This is a genomic window from Klebsiella africana (assembly GCF_020526085.1).
Lineage (GTDB): Bacteria > Pseudomonadota > Gammaproteobacteria > Enterobacterales > Enterobacteriaceae > Klebsiella > Klebsiella africana.
The window spans coordinates 3,628,089-3,644,193 of the sequence record NZ_CP084874.1; the positions used below are offsets into that span (position 1 = coordinate 3,628,089).

At 57.4% G+C, this 16,105-nt stretch carries 15 protein-coding genes; 2 read left to right on the plus strand and 13 right to left on the minus strand.

Annotated features, from left to right (window positions below; all coding sequences use genetic code 11):
* Positions 1-333: 333 nt before the first annotated feature.
* From sucD to sdhC, 8 genes are all read right to left on the minus strand, one after another.
* Positions 334-1,203, minus strand: a complete 870-nt coding sequence (gene sucD / locus LGL98_RS17600) for a succinate--CoA ligase subunit alpha (RefSeq protein ID WP_014169173.1) — start codon at positions 1,201-1,203, stop codon at positions 334-336.
* The gene (gene sucC / locus LGL98_RS17605; RefSeq protein WP_002895039.1) at positions 1,203-2,369 is read right to left on the minus strand and encodes an ADP-forming succinate--CoA ligase subunit beta; all 1,167 of its coding nucleotides are present in this window, start codon (positions 2,367-2,369) and stop codon (positions 1,203-1,205) included. Before sucC ends, sucD begins: the two co-directional genes overlap by 1 nt.
* A 103-nt stretch (positions 2,370-2,472) precedes the next feature.
* Positions 2,473-3,699 (minus strand): 2-oxoglutarate dehydrogenase complex dihydrolipoyllysine-residue succinyltransferase, encoded by a 1,227-nt coding sequence (odhB, locus tag LGL98_RS17610; protein WP_136030859.1) that lies wholly within the window; start codon positions 3,697-3,699, stop codon positions 2,473-2,475.
* Between the two features lie 14 nt (positions 3,700-3,713).
* Positions 3,714-6,521 (minus strand): 2-oxoglutarate dehydrogenase E1 component, encoded by a 2,808-nt coding sequence (gene sucA / locus LGL98_RS17615; RefSeq protein ID WP_136030858.1) that lies wholly within the window; start codon positions 6,519-6,521, stop codon positions 3,714-3,716.
* A gap of 505 nt (positions 6,522-7,026) precedes the next feature.
* Positions 7,027-7,743 carry a succinate dehydrogenase iron-sulfur subunit SdhB gene (gene sdhB / locus LGL98_RS17620; protein WP_136030856.1) on the minus strand — a complete coding sequence of 239 codons (717 nt, stop codon included), beginning with the start codon at positions 7,741-7,743 and terminating at the stop codon, positions 7,027-7,029.
* Positions 7,744-7,758: 15 nt separating this feature from the next.
* Positions 7,759-9,525 (minus strand): succinate dehydrogenase flavoprotein subunit, encoded by a 1,767-nt coding sequence (gene sdhA / locus LGL98_RS17625; RefSeq protein ID WP_136030854.1) that lies wholly within the window; start codon positions 9,523-9,525, stop codon positions 7,759-7,761.
* Positions 9,525-9,872 carry a succinate dehydrogenase membrane anchor subunit gene (sdhD, locus tag LGL98_RS17630; RefSeq protein ID WP_002894949.1) on the minus strand — a complete coding sequence of 116 codons (348 nt, stop codon included), beginning with the start codon at positions 9,870-9,872 and terminating at the stop codon, positions 9,525-9,527. The genes sdhA and sdhD overlap by 1 nt, the downstream gene beginning before the upstream one ends.
* Complete coding sequence (gene sdhC / locus LGL98_RS17635; RefSeq protein WP_004142216.1) at positions 9,866-10,270, minus strand: succinate dehydrogenase cytochrome b556 subunit; 405 nt, start codon at positions 10,268-10,270, stop codon at positions 9,866-9,868. The genes sdhD and sdhC overlap by 7 nt, the downstream gene beginning before the upstream one ends.
* Positions 10,271-10,594: 324 nt before the next feature.
* Between sdhC and LGL98_RS26425 the strand changes: the two genes are divergently transcribed.
* Positions 10,595-10,696, plus strand: coding sequence for a hypothetical protein (locus LGL98_RS26425; RefSeq protein WP_418133188.1), 102 nt, complete (start codon positions 10,595-10,597; stop codon positions 10,694-10,696).
* 214 nt (positions 10,697-10,910) lie between these two features.
* Positions 10,911-12,194 carry a citrate synthase gene (gene gltA, locus LGL98_RS17640; RefSeq protein ID WP_025711815.1) on the plus strand — a complete coding sequence of 428 codons (1,284 nt, stop codon included), beginning with the start codon at positions 10,911-10,913 and terminating at the stop codon, positions 12,192-12,194.
* Between the two features lie 91 nt (positions 12,195-12,285).
* Here gltA and nei read toward each other — a convergent pair whose 3' ends face one another.
* From nei to pxpB, 5 genes are read right to left on the minus strand one after another with little or no spacing between them, the layout of a single operon-like run.
* Positions 12,286-13,077, minus strand: a complete 792-nt coding sequence (gene nei / locus LGL98_RS17645) for an endonuclease VIII (RefSeq protein WP_136030852.1) — start codon at positions 13,075-13,077, stop codon at positions 12,286-12,288.
* A 15-nt stretch (positions 13,078-13,092) separates the two neighbouring features.
* Positions 13,093-13,737: a pyroglutamyl-peptidase I gene (pcp, locus tag LGL98_RS17650; RefSeq protein WP_136030850.1), complete on the minus strand. Its 645-nt coding sequence runs from the start codon at positions 13,735-13,737 to the stop codon at positions 13,093-13,095.
* A gap of 29 nt (positions 13,738-13,766) precedes the next feature.
* Complete coding sequence (pxpA, locus tag LGL98_RS17655; protein ID WP_136030848.1) at positions 13,767-14,519, minus strand: 5-oxoprolinase subunit PxpA; 753 nt, start codon at positions 14,517-14,519, stop codon at positions 13,767-13,769.
* The gene (gene pxpC, locus LGL98_RS17660) at positions 14,509-15,441 is read right to left on the minus strand and encodes a 5-oxoprolinase subunit PxpC (protein WP_136030846.1); all 933 of its coding nucleotides are present in this window, start codon (positions 15,439-15,441) and stop codon (positions 14,509-14,511) included. The genes pxpA and pxpC overlap by 11 nt, the downstream gene beginning before the upstream one ends.
* The gene (gene pxpB, locus LGL98_RS17665; RefSeq protein WP_136030843.1) at positions 15,435-16,091 is read right to left on the minus strand and encodes a 5-oxoprolinase subunit PxpB; all 657 of its coding nucleotides are present in this window, start codon (positions 16,089-16,091) and stop codon (positions 15,435-15,437) included. Before pxpB ends, pxpC begins: the two co-directional genes overlap by 7 nt.
* Positions 16,092-16,105: the final 14 nt, after the last annotated feature.

Genomic DNA, 16,105 nt, shown 5'->3' on the forward strand with positions numbered 1-16,105 from the left:
AAAAACAAAAAAACGAACCGATCCGAATAATGTTAGACCGCTCACAGTATTTTATCTGCTTCTTATCCCCTACCCCACGCTTTTTCACTGCCGCTTTTGTTTCCCTACGCTACAGCCGGGGTATATTTTTATTAGCTACAACAGCGCATCGAAAATACTTATTAAATAATAAATTAAATCAATATGATAGATAGGGCTTTTCGCAGAAAATCAACTCGTTGTTGGCGCTGCGGTTCTGACGAGGCGGGATAACACCCATAAAAAAGGCCACCTGACGGTGGCCAACCATGTCGAAATCGGACAGATTTCCGCTTGCGGACAAGCGGAGAGGGTTTACTTGATAATGGATTTCAGCGCTTCGCCGATGTCGGCCAGGCTGCGAACGGTTTTCACACCGGCGGCTTCCAGGGCTGCGAATTTCTCATCCGCTGTACCTTTACCGCCAGCGATGATGGCACCAGCGTGGCCCATACGCTTGCCTTTCGGCGCGGTAACACCCGCGATGTAGCCGACGACCGGCTTGGTCACGTGCTCTTTAATGTAAGCAGCCGCTTCTTCTTCCGCGCTGCCGCCGATCTCACCAATCATCACGATCGCTTCGGTCTGCGGATCTTCCTGGAACATTTTCAGGATATCGATGAAGTTGGAGCCCGGGATCGGGTCGCCGCCGATACCGACGCAGGTAGACTGGCCGAAGCCGTAGTCGGTGGTCTGCTTAACCGCTTCATAGGTCAGGGTACCGGAACGGGAAACGATGCCCACTTTACCCGGCTTGTGAATATGACCCGGCATGATGCCGATTTTGCATTCGCCCGGGGTGATAACGCCTGGGCAGTTCGGGCCGATCATGCGCACGCCCGCTTCGTCCAGCTTCACTTTCACGGTCAGCATATCCAGCGTCGGGATACCTTCGGTGATAGTGATGATCAGCTTAATGCCCGCGTCGATTGCTTCCAGAATGGAGTCTTTGCAGAACGGCGCCGGAACGTAGATCACGGTCGCGGTGGCGCCGGTCGCTTCAACGGCTTCGCGCACGGTGTTGAACACCGGCAGGCCCAGGTGAGTGGTGCCGCCTTTGCCTGGCGTCACGCCGCCAACCATTTGCGTACCGTAGGCGATCGCTTGTTCAGAGTGGAATGTACCCTGGCTACCGGTAAAGCCCTGGCAGATAACCTTGGTGTCTTTATTAATTAAAACTGACATTATTTCCCCTCCACTGCGGCAACAACCTGCTGTGCTGCGTCCGTCAGACTTTTCGCTGCAATAATATTCAGGCCGCTGTCAGCCAGTTTTTTCGCGCCCAGTTCGGCGTTGTTACCTTCCAGACGAACGACGACCGGAACGTTAACCCCAACTTCCGCAACCGCACCGATGATGCCGTCAGCGATCAGGTCGCAACGCACGATACCGCCGAAGATGTTAACCAGAACCGCTTTAACGTTGTCGTCAGAGAGGATGATTTTGAACGCTTCGGTCACGCGCTCTTTGGTCGCACCGCCGCCTACGTCGAGGAAGTTAGCCGGTTCGCCACCGTGCAGCTTAACGATGTCCATGGTACCCATCGCCAGGCCTGCACCGTTAACCATGCAGCCGATGTTGCCGTCCAGTGCGACGTAGTTCAGTTCCCACTGTGCCGCCTGCGCTTCACGTGGGTCTTCCTGAGACTGGTCACGCATTTCGCGCAGATCCGGCTGGCGGAACAGCGCGTTGCCGTCAGCGCCCAGTTTGCCGTCGAGGCAGATCAGGTCGCCCTGCTTGGTGATAACCAGCGGGTTGATCTCGATCAGCGCCAGGTCGCGCTCAAGGAAAATGGTCGCCAGGCCCATGAAAATCTTGGTGAACTGCTGAACCTGTTTACCTTCCAGACCCAGTTTGAACGCCAGTTCACGCCCCTGGTAAGGCATCGGGCCCGCCAGCGGATCGATAGCGATCTTGTGGATCAGATGCGGGGTCTCTTCCGCCACTTTCTCGATTTCCACGCCGCCTTCGGTAGAGGCCATGAACACCACGCGACGGGAGCTACGGTCAACCACCGCGCCCAGGTACAGCTCTTTATCAATATCGGTCGCCGCTTCAACCAGGATCTGGTTTACCGGCTGGCCGTTAGCATCTGTTTGGTAAGTAACCAGGCGTTTGCCCAGCCAATGCTCAGCAAAAGCGCGAATCTCTTCTTTGCTTTTAACTACTTTCACACCGCCCGCTTTGCCGCGGCCACCAGCGTGAACCTGACATTTCACTACCCACGGACCCGCGCCGATTTTTGAAGCGGCTTCTTCTGCTTCACGCGGAGTAGTACAGGCATAACCCACCGGCGCCGGTAAGCCATAGCGGGCAAAAAGTTGTTTTGCCTGATATTCATGTAAGTTCATGTGTTCAGTCCATCCTTCAGGGTGTAATTATCTTTAAACCTGTAGGCCTGATAACGGCGCTAACGCGTGTTATCCGGCCTACGGTAGGTAATACGCTTGCTGACTACACGTCCAGCAGCAGACGGGTCGGATCTTCCAGCAGCTCTTTAATCGCCACCAGGAAGCCTACCGATTCACGTCCGTCGATCAGACGGTGGTCATAGGAGAGCGCCAGGTACATCATCGGCAGGATCTCTACCTTGCCATTGACCGCCATCGGACGGTCTTTAATGGCATGCATACCCAGAATGGCGCTCTGCGGTGGGTTGATGATCGGCGTGGACATCAGGGAACCGAAGACGCCGCCGTTGGTAATGGTGAAGTTACCGCCGGTCAGGTCGTCAACGGTAAGCTTGCCGTCGCGGCCTTTCACTGCCAGCTCTTTAATATTCTTTTCGATATCAGCCATGCCCAGCAGGTCGACGTCACGCAGAACCGGGGTAACCAGACCGCGCGGGGTAGAGACCGCCATGCTGACGTCGAAGTAGTTGTGGTACACCACGTCGTCGCCATCGATAGAGGCGTTCACTTCCGGATAGCGTTTCAGCGCTTCCACTACCGCTTTCACGTAGAAGGACATAAAGCCCAGACGGATGCCGTGACGTTTTTCGAACGCCTCACCGTACTGCTTACGCAGATCCATGATTGGCTTCATGTTGACTTCGTTGAACGTGGTCAGCATGGCGGTAGAGTTTTTCGCTTCCAGCAGACGCTCGGCCACGCGTTTACGCAGGCGGGTCATCGGCACGCGTTTTTCAGAACGGTTGCCCAGCTGCGGCGCCGGCGCGGCTGCCGGGGCAGCGGCTGGCGCTTTGGCTTCTGGCGCCGCTGGGGCTTTCGCCAGATGTTTCTCAACGTCTTCGCGGGTCAGACGGCCGCCGACGCCGGTGCCTTTGATGGCCGCTGCGTCGAGGTTGTGTTCCGCCAGCAGACGACGGATCGCCGGGCTCAGCGCGTCGTTGTTCTGCTCTTCCAGCGAGGCCTGCTGACGCTGTGCCGGGGTGGAGGCTTTCGCATCCGCTTTTTCGCTGGTTTCTTTACCTGCGCTGTTGCCTTCGCGCAGGCGGCCAAGGATCTGGCGAGACAGGACGGTGGCGCCCTCGTCTTCCAGCACTGCATCCAGAATGCCGTCCGCTGATGCCGGTACTTCCAGTACCACTTTGTCAGTTTCGATTTCGACCAGGACTTCGTCACGGACGACCGCGTCGCCCGGTTTTTTGTGCCAGGTGGCGACGGTTGCGTCAGCTACGGACTCAGGCAGGTCGGGAACCAGAATATCTACGCTACTCATTGTGTATCCTTTAATTAATCGACGTTCAGCGCGTCATTGACCAGATCTTGTTGCTGTTTCTGGTGAACGGACATATACCCTACCGCCGGAGAGGCGGAGGCCGGGCGGCCTGCGTAACGCAGAGAGGCCCCAAACGGAATCACTTCACGGAAGTGATGCTGGCTGCAGTACCATGCGCCCTGGTTGAGCGGCTCTTCCTGGCACCAGACAAAATCATGCACGTGCGCATATGCTTTCAGCGCTTCCTGCACCGCCTGGTGCGGGAACGGATAGAGCTGCTCAATACGAACGATAGCGACATCTTTTTGCTCGTTTTTGCGGCGCTGTTCCAGCAGGTCGTAGTAAACCTTACCAGAGCACAGCACAACGCGCTTCACAGCCTGCGGATCAAGTTGATCGATTTCACCGATGGCCGGCAGGAAAGTGCCGTTCGCCAGCTCATCCATGCTGGAGACCGCCAGCGGATGACGCAGCAGCGACTTCGGCGACATCACCACCAGCGGACGGCGCATACCGCGCAGCGCCTGGCGACGCAGCATGTGGTAAACCTGCGCCGGGGTGGACGGCACGCAAACCTGCATGTTTTGTTCAGCGCACAGCTGCAGATAGCGTTCCAGACGCGCGGAGGAGTGCTCCGGCCCCTGGCCTTCATAACCGTGCGGCAGGAGCATCACCAGGCCGCACATCCGGCCCCACTTCTGCTCACCAGAGGAGATGAACTGGTCGATCACCACCTGTGCGCCGTTGGCGAAGTCACCAAACTGTGCTTCCCAGATGGTCAGAGTGCGCGGCTCAGCGGTGGCGTAACCATATTCGAACGCCAGCACGGCCTCTTCGGACAGCACAGAGTCCCAAACGCGGAACTGGCCCTGACCGTTATGGACATGCTGCAGCGGCGTGTAGGTTGAACCATTGGTCTGGTTATGGATCACCGCATGACGGTGGAAGAAGGTACCGCGGCCGGAGTCTTCGCCGGACAGACGCACCGGAATACCTTCGTCAACCAGCGTGGCGTAGGCCAGGTTTTCGGCGCCGCCCCAGTCAAACAGCTTCTCACCTGCCGCCATCGCCTGGCGGTCGGCGTAAATTTTCGCCACGCGGGACTGCATTTCGATACCTTCCGGTACCGTGCTGATGCGTTTGGCCAGCTCCTGCAGACGCTTCGGCTCCACTTTATCCGGATAGCTCTCGTCCCACTCGTGGTTGAGGTACGGAGACCAGGTAAAGGAGTGCATGTTCATCGGACGCCACTCTTTCACCACACATTCGCCGGCATCCAGCGCATCGCGGTAGAGGTTCACCTGCTCGGTCGCGTCTTCCAGGGTCGCGACGTTGTCCTGCTCCAGCTTGTCAGCATAGATTTTGCGCGGAGTCGGATGCTTTTTGATCTTCTGGTACATCAGCGGCTGGGTTGCGCTCGGCTCATCGGCTTCGTTATGGCCGTGACGGCGGTAGCACACCAGATCGATGAAGACATCGCGTTTGAAAGTATTGCGGAAATCCAGCGCCAGACGGGTGACGAAAGCAACGGCTTCCGGGTCATCCGCATTAACGTGGAAAATCGGCGCCTGCACCATTTTACCGATGTCGGTGCAGTATGGCGTAGAACGCGCATCCAGCGGGTTAGAAGTAGTAAAGCCCACCTGGTTGTTGATAACGATACGCACGGTACCGCCCACTTCGTAGCCGCGGGCTTTCGACATGTTCAGGGTTTCCTGAACCACGCCCTGGCCGGTGACGGCGGCGTCGCCGTGGATAGTGATCGGCAGAACTTTGTTGCTGCTCGGCTCGTCCAGACGATCCAGACGGGCGCGTACGGAACCGATAACCACCGGGCTGACGATCTCGAGGTGCGACGGGTTAAACGCCAGCGCCAGGTGCACCAGACCGCCTTCGGTTTCGATATCGGAAGAGAAGCCCATGTGGTACTTCACGTCGCCGGTGCCAAGGTGCTCTTTATGTTTGCCAGCGAACTCGTCGAACAGGTCCTGCGGTTTTTTACCCAGTACGTTGACCAGCACGTTGAGGCGGCCGCGGTGCGCCATACCCAGCACCACTTCGCGGGTGCCGCTCTTGCCCGCATGGCGGATCATCTCTTTGAGCATCGGGATCAGGGCGTCGCCACCCTCCAGCGAGAAGCGCTTCGCGCCCGGGAATTTGGCGCCGAGGTAACGCTCCAGGCCTTCCGCAGCGGTCAGTTCGCTGAGGAAGCGTTTTTTCTCTTCCGCGGTAAAGTTCGCTTTGCCGGCTACCGATTCAATGCGCTGCTGGATCCAGCGTTTTTCTTCGGTAGAGGTGATATGCATATATTCCGCGCCGATGGAGCCGCAGTAGGTTTGCTTGAGGGCGGCAATCAGGTCGCCCAGCTTCATCGTGTCTTTACCGATGGCAAATGAACCTACGTTATAGCTTTCCTGGAAATCGGCCTCGGTCAGATCGTGGTAGGCCGGATCGAGATCCGCCACTCTCTCTTGCTTCCACAGTCCCAGCGGATCGAGATTCGCATGCTGGTGACCACGGAAACGGTATGCGTTGATGAGCTGCAGGACTTTAACCTGCTTCACATTGGTATCTGGGTCGGAAATCGAAGAAGTGTAACGTGAGGCATCCTTCGCCAGTCGACGGAAATAATCACGCGTTTTGGAATGAAATTGATCCGGTTTAACTCCGGTGCCAGGTAACTGCTGGAACATTGAACGCCAGTTGGCGTCAACAGAGTCAGGATCGGTTAAGAAGTCTTCATAGAGCTGTTCTATCCAGCTCTGGTTCGAACCAGAGAGGTAAGAAGAGTCCAGCCAGGCTTTCATTGCGCCGTTCTGCATCGTGATCCCTTAAGCATTCATATGCTTATTTCGCCGTAGAAACTACCACGCACACCGAGTGTACGTGCCGGGGTTCACTTGTTGCGGACGAGTTGTGGTTTCTATCCGCTAAGGAACCTTTAAAAACTGCCATTAATCTTCGGCGTTCAGGCTGCGGTTGCGTTGGCTGCCTTCGCTTAACCCGGTCACATAGTTCACTATGCTCCCGGGGATGCGCTCAGTTGCCGCCTTACCTTGCACTGAACGCCTCGATTACTGGTACATCTTGTGGCGGTTTTTAAAGATTTCCTGCTATCCCCTTCATACTTCAAGTTACATGTGCGTTGGCTTTCCTCACTCACCCCAGTCACTTACTTGAGTAAGCTCCTGGGGATTCGCTGCGTCGCCGCCTTCCTGTAACTCGAATTATTTAGGGTATTCATTTCCCGGTGGCACAAACGCTACCGGGGTTACTGCTTTGGTAGCCCGGATAAGCGCAAGCGCCATCCGGGACAGACCGTGTTGCTTACGCGCTGCGCTGCAGCAGCATCGACTTAATATGGCCGATGGCGCGCGTCGGGTTAAGCCCTTTAGGACACACACTGACGCAGTTCATAATGCTGTGACAGCGGAATACGCTGAAAGCATCGCTCAGGCCTTCCAGGCGCTCGTTGGTTTCAGTATCGCGACTGTCGATCAGGAAGCGATACGCGGCCAGCAGGCCAGCCGGGCCAATGAATTTGTCCGGGTTCCACCAGAACGACGGGCACGAGGTCGAACAGCAGGCGCACAGAATACACTCGTACAGACCATCGAGCTTCTCACGCTGCTCAGGCATCTGCAGATGCTCGCGAGCCGGAGGATTTTGCCCATTATTCAATAAGTAAGGCTTAATCTTCTCATATTGTGCATAGAATTGCCCCATGTCCACCACCAAATCACGGATAACCGGTAATCCTGGCAGCGGACGGATAACAATCTTCTTGCCCGGCTGATTCAGCGCGGAGATCGGCGTGATGCACGCCAGACCGTTTTTCCCGTTCATGTTCAGGCCATCGGAACCACAAACCCCTTCACGGCAGGAGCGGCGGAACGACAGCGACGGATCTTTTTCTTTCAGCTGGATCAGCGCATCCAGCAGCATCATGTCGCGACCTTCTTCCGCTTCGAGGGTGTAATCCTGCATGTGCGGAGCGTCGTCAACATCCGGGTTATAGCGATAAATTGAAAACTCGAGTTTCATTTTCCTGTCTCCGCATTAGTAAGTACGAATCTTCGGCGGGAATGCCGGACGCAGTTTCGGTTCCATGTTGACGCTACGACGCGTCATGGATTCCGACTCTGGCAGGTACAGGGAATGGCACAGCCAGTTTTCATCATCACGATCCGGGAAGTCGAAGCGGCTATGGGCGCCACGGCTTTCAGTACGGAAGTTAGCGGACACGGCGGTCGCGTAGGCGGTTTCCATCAGGTTGTCCAGCTCCAGGCACTCAACGCGCTGGGTATTGAACTCGCTGGAAGTATCGTCGAGACGCGCGTTTTTCAGACGCTCGCGGATCACTTTCAGTTGCTCCAGACCTTTGTGCATCGCATCGCCTTCGCGGAACACCGAGAAGTTGTGCTGCATACATTCCTGCAGCGCTTTGCGGATTTCCACCGGGTCTTCACCGGAGCGGGTGTTGTTCCAGCGGTTGAGGCGGTCCAGCGAGCCTTCGATATCGGATTCGCTGGCGTCGCGCAGCGTACCCTGCTCGGCGATGGACTCCTGCAGGTGCAGACCGGCCGCACGGCCAAAGACCACCAGGTCAAGCAGCGAGTTGCCGCCCAGACGGTTGGCGCCGTGGACCGATACGCAAGCAATTTCGCCTACCGCGAACAGGCCCGGGATCACCACGTCTTCGCCCTTCTCATTCACGGTCAGCGCCTGACCGGTGACTTTGGTCGGGATACCGCCCATCATGTAGTGGCAGGTTGGGATAACCGGGATCGGCTCTTTCACCGGATCGACGTGAGCAAAGGTACGGGACAGCTCAAGGATACCTGGCAGACGAGATTCCAGAACCTCTTTACCCAGGTGATCCAGTTTCAGTTTCGCATGCGGGCCCCACGGACCATCGCAGCCGCGGCCTTCGCGAATTTCGATCATGATGGAACGCGCCACCACGTCACGACCCGCCAGGTCTTTGGCGTTCGGGGCATAACGCTCCATAAAGCGCTCGCCGTGTTTGTTCAGCAGGTAACCGCCTTCCCCGCGGCAACCTTCGGTGACCAGCACCCCTGCCCCGGCGATGCCGGTCGGGTGGAACTGCCACATTTCCATATCCTGCACCGGAACGCCGGCGCGGATGGCCATCCCGACGCCGTCACCGGTGTTGATGTGGGCGTTGGTGGTGGACTGATAAATACGGCCTGCGCCGCCGGTCGCCAGCACGGTGGCGCGGGCTTTAAAGTAGACCACTTCACCGGTCTCGATGCACAGGGCGGTACAACCGACCACCGCGCCGTCCTGGTTTTTCACCAGATCGAGGGCATACCATTCGGAGAAGATAGTGGTGTGGTTTTTCAGGTTCTGTTGATACAGGGTGTGCAGCAGGGCGTGGCCGGTACGGTCAGCCGCAGCCGCGGTACGCGCCGCCTGCTCGCCGCCGAAGTTTTTCGACTGGCCGCCGAACGGGCGCTGATAAATACGGCCGTCGTCAAGACGGGAGAACGGCAGGCCCATATGTTCCAGCTCAAGAATCGCTTCCGGGCCGGTCTTACACATGTATTCAATGGCGTCCTGGTCGCCGATATAGTCCGACCCTTTTACGGTGTCGTACATATGCCATTCCCAGTTATCTTCATGGGAGTTACCGAGCGCGACGGTGATACCACCCTGCGCGGATACGGTATGGGAACGGGTAGGGAACACTTTGGAGAGCAGTGCACAGGTCTGTCCGCTCTGGGAAATTTGTAGCGCCGCGCGCATACCTGCGCCGCCGGCACCGATGACAACAGCATCAAACTCTCTGACTGGCAATTTCATTACACACCCCACACCACAACAAATCCATAAAGAACGTAAGCCACCAGCGCCACAACGATAGCCAGTTGCAGAACCAGGCGCAGAGCCAGTGGTTTAACGTAGTCCGTTAACACCTGCCACATCCCGATCCAGGCATGGATGAGAATGGAAACGAGAGCCAGCAGAGTGAAGACTTTAGTGAAGCCGGAGGCAAAGAATCCGGTCCACACTTCCCATGAGATTTCACCGGTGGTGGCGAAGAAGCCAACCATGTAGATGATGTAGAGGGTCAGAACGATGGCGGTAGCACGGACCAGAATAAAGTCATGTACGCCGTTGCGTCCCAGTGCTGAGGCGTTGCTTACCATACGAGGACTCCTGCGAGAAGTGAAAGCACGACAGTAATAACAAAAGAGATTTTGGCGGAACGTTTCCCTGCTTCGAGGGTTTCGTCCAGATAGCCAAAGTCCATCATCAGATGGCGGATACCGACAACGACGTGATAGGCCAGCGCGGTGAGAATGCCCCACATGATGAACTTCACAAAGAAGCTATCCATGATGGAGGCCGCCGTCAGAAAACCTTCAGGGGAGGAAAGGCTGGTGCCCAGCAGCCAAAGCAGAATTCCGACCGCCACGAAGGTGATGACACCGGAAACGCGATGGAGAATGGACGCTATCGCCGTGATTGGGAACCGTATCGTTTGTAGATCCAGATTGACAGGTCTTTGTTTTTTCACATTTCTTACCATGAATAACGCCCACATGCTGTTCTTATTGTTTCCTTCCTCCGGTCTGCTTGCGGGTCAGACAGCGTCCTTTCTATAACCAGAAGTCATGTTAAAACGTCTTTTCAGGCATTAAAACATCACTAAACAACGCTGGGTGGCTCGGGATTGCAGGGTGTTCCGGAGACCTGGCCGCAGTATAGGCCGTTCACAAAATCATTACAATTAACCTACATATAGTTTGTTGGGTTTTCTCCGGAACAGTGATCAAGGTCACGATAACAACATTTTTTTAATTTTTAATCACCTGATTTGACAAATATTAAACATTTTTGTTACAACCATTACCAGTTAAATGCAATAATGCTCAAAAGTTATGGGGTCACTCTTTCACCTGAGAATAAGTTATGTAACAGTGTGTCAGTATTGACCGATGTAATCAGGACAGTTATTAGTGGTATATAGGTTTTAATATTCGGACTGCTAAAACGCTGATTTGCTGTTGTTTCACCGCAGCCCTGAAGGACGTGCCATCAAGCGCCGTTGCTCTGTACCCTGCCCTTTTCGCTGACGCAGAGCTGTGTGCAACATAACAAACTGGTAACGTATGCAGGCGCGGGCCGAAAGCAAATCCACCACCCGGCAGTCTTAAGCAATAAAGGCGCTAAGGAGACCATAAATGTCTGATGCTAAAGCAAAAATCACCCTGGGTGGTGACACTGCTATTGAACTGGATGTGCTAAAAGGCACGCTCGGTCAGGATGTTATTGATATTCGTAGTCTTGGTTCAAAAGGCGTATTTACTTTTGACCCAGGTTTCACTTCAACGGCTTCTTGTGAATCTAAAATTACGTTTATCGATGGTGACGAGGGGATCTTGCTGCACCGCGGTTTCCCGATCGACCAGTTAGCGACCGAATCTAACTATCTCGAAGTTTGTTATATTCTGCTGTACGGTGAAAAACCGACCCAGGCCGAATATGACGAATTTAAAACCACCGTCACCCGTCACACCATGATTCATGAGCAGATCACCCGTCTGTTCCATGCGTTCCGTCGCGATTCTCACCCAATGGCCGTTATGTGCGGGATCACTGGCGCCCTGGCGGCGTTCTATCATGACTCCCTCGACGTGAACAACCCGCGTCACCGCGAGATTGCCGCCTACCGTCTGCTGTCCAAAATGCCAACCATGGCAGCCATGTGTTACAAGTATTCTATCGGTCAGCCGTTTGTTTATCCGCGCAACGACCTCTCCTACGCCGGCAACTTCCTGCGCATGATGTTTGCAACACCGTGCGAAGAGTATGAAGTCAATCCGGTGCTCGAGCGCGCCATGGACCGTATTTTGATCCTGCACGCCGATCACGAGCAGAACGCGTCGACCTCGACGGTCCGTACCGCGGGCTCCTCCGGCGCTAACCCGTTCGCCTGTATCGCTGCGGGTATCGCCTCCCTGTGGGGACCGGCACACGGCGGCGCCAACGAAGCGGCGCTGAAAATGCTGGAAGAGATCAGCTCTGTCGAACACATTCCGGAATTTGTTCGTCGTGCGAAAGACAAGAATGACTCTTTCCGCCTGATGGGCTTCGGTCATCGTGTTTACAAAAACTACGACCCGCGTGCCACCGTGATGCGTGAAACCTGCCATGAAGTGCTGAAAGAGCTGGGCACCAAAGACGACCTGCTGCAGGTGGCCATGGAGCTGGAGCATATCGCGCTGAACGACCCGTACTTTATCGAGAAAAAACTCTACCCGAACGTCGACTTCTACTCGGGTATTATCCTGAAAGCAATGGGTATTCCGTCCTCCATGTTTACCGTTATCTTCGCGATGGCACGTACTGTGGGCTGGATTGCGCACTGGAACGAAATGCACAGCGATGGCATGAAGATCGCCCGTCCGCGTCAGCTGTACACTGGCTACGCCAAACGCGATTACCAGTCCGACATTAAGCGTTAATCTTGCCGTCCGGATGATAAAAACGCGCCTGTTGGCGCGTTTTTTTATACCTGACAATAAGGCCTGGCGCTGACACGGCCTGGCTGCCGGCTTAATGCTGGCAGTGCGGGCACCAGTAAAACGGCCGCGAGGAGAGCATTGTCTTCTCAATCACGCCCCCGCAGCGTTCGCACTTTTCCCCATCGCGATGGAATACCTTAAAGCGAAACAGCGCGCCGTGGTGCTTGTTGTTATCGGGCTGGCCGCGGGTGCGATAAGAAAGCCGCGGGATATCGAGCAGCGCGTGGGCCAGCGCATCCAGCTGACTGTCGCTCAGTTCAGTAGCTTTACGCTTCCCGCTTAATCCCACCTGCCAGAGAATTTCCACCCGCAGATAGTTTCCAAGCCCGGCCAGGAAAGCCTGATCGAGTAGCAACCCGGCGAACTGACGATGGCGGAATTTGGCCGACAGCAGTCGCGCTTTCACCTCCTCTGCGGTTAACGTCATATCCAGCACATCCGGCCCGACGCGCTGTAAAAACGGGTGATGGGCAACCTGCTCTGCTGTAAGTATTTCGATATCCGACGCGCTGTAGAGCAAAATCGCTTTCCTCGCCGTCTGCAGCCTGACCCGCAGCACGCGGTTAGAGAGGGGTTGTTCCCCGATGTCTACCACGCGCCAGACGCCATATAGCTGGTTATGACTATACAGGGTCAACCCGCCGGAGAAGCGGGTCAGCAGGGCTTTGCCCCGGGTGTCGATATGGGTAACCCGTTGACCAATCAGCTCGGTTTGATAGGGTTGCAACTGGGGAAAGGCGAACCAGACGTCGGTTAAGGGGTCGTCTTTGATTGCTGCCTCCAGTGTATCCGCCGCGCGGCGGATCTCCGGACCTTCCGGCATACTGTCATCCTTTTGTTAGTGGGTGGCGCCGCCGCCCAGTTTACTATCCACCGACTGATGCAGGGCTACGGCAATGGCCGTCTCCAGCGCCTCCCGCACGGTGGCGGTCGCCATACTCGGCTCGCCGGGATGGGCCACAGCCTGCGCCGGTAGCCATGGAATATGGATAAACCCGCCCCTGACGCCAGCCTGCTCCTGCAGCTTATGTAGCAAACCATACATCACGTGATTGCAGACGAAGGTGCCGGCGGTTTGGGAGACCGAAGCCGGGATCCCGCGATCGCGCAGCGCGCTGACGATCGCTTTGATCGGCAAGGTGCTGAACCACCCCGTCGGTCCCCCGGCGACGATCGGCGTGTCGATAGGCTGCTGGCCTTTATTATCGGGAATGCGCGCATCATCGACATTGATAGCCACACGTTCGAGGCTGATATCGACGCGACCGCCGGCCTGCCCCACGGCGATAACCAGCCTCGGCTGCAGCGCGTCTATCGCCGTATAGAGCACCGACAGCGCCTCGCCAAACACACAGGGAAGCTGGCGGGCGATCACCGTCTGCCCGGCAATCATCGTCCCGTCCAGTTGCTGCACCACTTCCCAGGAAGGGTTCACCGTCTCGCCGTCAAAGGGTTCAAACCCGGTTATCAGTACTCCCGCCATCGTCCTCTCCTTCGCGGTCAGTCAGATTGTCATATTTCTGCGTCCAGCTGAGCGCTGACCTGAATATGGCGCCCGGCAAATGCCGCCCGCAGACGGCGGGCAAAATCCAGCGCGTGAGGGCCATCGCCGTGCAGACACACCGTCTGCGCCACCACGTTCGCCCATTCGCCGCTGACGCTACGCACCCGATGGTGTTGCACCATCTCGAGGGTTTGCGCCAGGGCCTGCTCTTCGCTGTCAATCAGTGCACCGGGTTGGCTGCGCGGCACCAGGCTGCCGTCGGCCAGGTAGCCGCGATCGGCAAACACCTCCTGCCGCGTCGTCAGACCATAGTGCTGCCCGGCGCGGATCAGTTCGCTGCCCGCCAACCCCACCAGCACCAGCTGCGGGTTAACATCCCGGATCGCGCGGGCGATCGCGTCCGCCAGCGGCGGCGATTTGGCCGCCTGGTTGTATAGCATACCGTGCGGCTTCACGTGCTGCAGCTTGCCGCCCTGCGCCTGAACGATCGCCGCCAGGGCACCAATCTGATACAGCGTCTGGGCATAGACCGTTTCCAGCGGCAAATCCATCGCCGTGCGGCCAAAATTTTCCCGGTCGGGATACCCTGGATGGGCACCGACCGCCACGCCGTACTTCAGCGCCTCGCGTACACTCTGCACCATCAGCCGGGCATCGCCGGCGTGAAAGCCGCAGGCGATATTTGCCGACGAGACCAGCTGGAGCAGCGCGCTATCGTTCGCCCCGCCTTCCCCGAGATCGGCATTGAGATCAATCATCATCGTGGAGTCTCCAGGCCAGTTGTTCAAGGTAACGCTGCTGGTCGGCGCGCGCTTTCAGCGCGTCTTCCAGCGAGCAGGCGACGAAGTGGATCGGCTGCCCCAGCGGGATCTGCGCCAGCTGGTACATATCAGCCTCAATAATGCAGGCGATACGCGGATAGCCGCCGGTGGTCTGCGCATCGTTCATTAACACAATCGGCTGGCCGTTATGCGGCACCTGTACCACGCCGGGCAGCAGGCCATGGGAGAGCATTTCCCGGTCGGTAGTGCGCTTGAGCGGCTGCCCCTTCAGGCGGTAGCCCATGCGATTACTCTGCGGACTGAGCTGCCAGGGAGAGCGCCAGAACGACGCCTGCGAGGCCGTGTCAAACTCGTGATACTCCGGGCCCGGCAGCGCGCGAATGCGATTGTCCAGCGGCAACTGCTTGACGCCGCGCGAGGTGGTGAAACGCCGGGCGGCTTTTCCGAGCTTCAGCTGGTCGCCATCCTGCAGACGGCGTCCCTCCAGACCGCCAATCCCCGCCTTGAGATCCGTGCAGCGCGAGCCAAGTACCACCGGGACCGCAATCCCACCTGCCACCGCCAGATAGCTGCGAATCCCATGCTGCGGTGTTTTCAACACCAGACGCTGCCCGGCCCGGTAGGCGGTACGCCAGCCCACCCAGACCGCTTTGCCGTCCAGCGTCGCTTCGCAGGCAGCGCCAGTCAGCGCGAACCAACCGCTGCGGGCAAACTCGATCTCCACCTGGCCGAGGGTAATCTCCAGCCCGGCGGCGTTCGCCTCGTTGCCAACCAGCAGATTGGCAATCACCAGCGAGGGATAATCCAGAGCGCCACAGCGGCTAATGCCGGACTGGCGCAGGCCTTCTCGTCCACCGTCCTGTACCGAGGTGTACAGACCGGCGCGGATCAGGGTCAACATACCCCCTCCTTTTGCGGCACAAAGCGAATTTTATCGCCCACGCGCAGCAGCGCAGGCTCCTTACGCGCCGGGTCAAACAGCGTCAGCGCGGTCCGCCCCAGCAGCTGCCAGCCGCCGGGCGTCGCCAGCGGATAAATGCCAGTTTGCGCGCCACCGATGCCTACCGAGCCGGCCGGGACCCGCACGCGCGGTTCGGCGCGACGCGGAGTCGCCAGCGCCGTCGGCAGGCCCCCCAGATAGGGGAATCCCGGCTGAAAACCAATAAACCAGACCAGGTATTCCACCGAGGCATGCAGCTCCACAACCTGTTTTTCACTCAGGCCGCTGTGCTGCGCCACCACCCCGAGATCCGGCCCGGCCTCGCCGCCGTACACGACCGGGATGGTTAATGACCTCGACTCCGGCTCCAGCGCAAGACTCTCCTCCCACCAGCGCTGCAGACGGTCTATCGCCTCCCACGCCATCTCCTGCGGGCGGCGGAGCACCACGGTGATATTGTTCATGCCCGGAATGGCATCAACCACCTCGTCGTGGTGAGCCAGACGCTGGGCTAACCCCCAGATCCGTTGCTGGCTCTCGAGCGTGACCGGCGGCTCCAGCTCCAGCACGACGGCCGTTTCTCCTAACAGATAACAACGCGCTCGCTGCACTTTTCTCTCTCCCG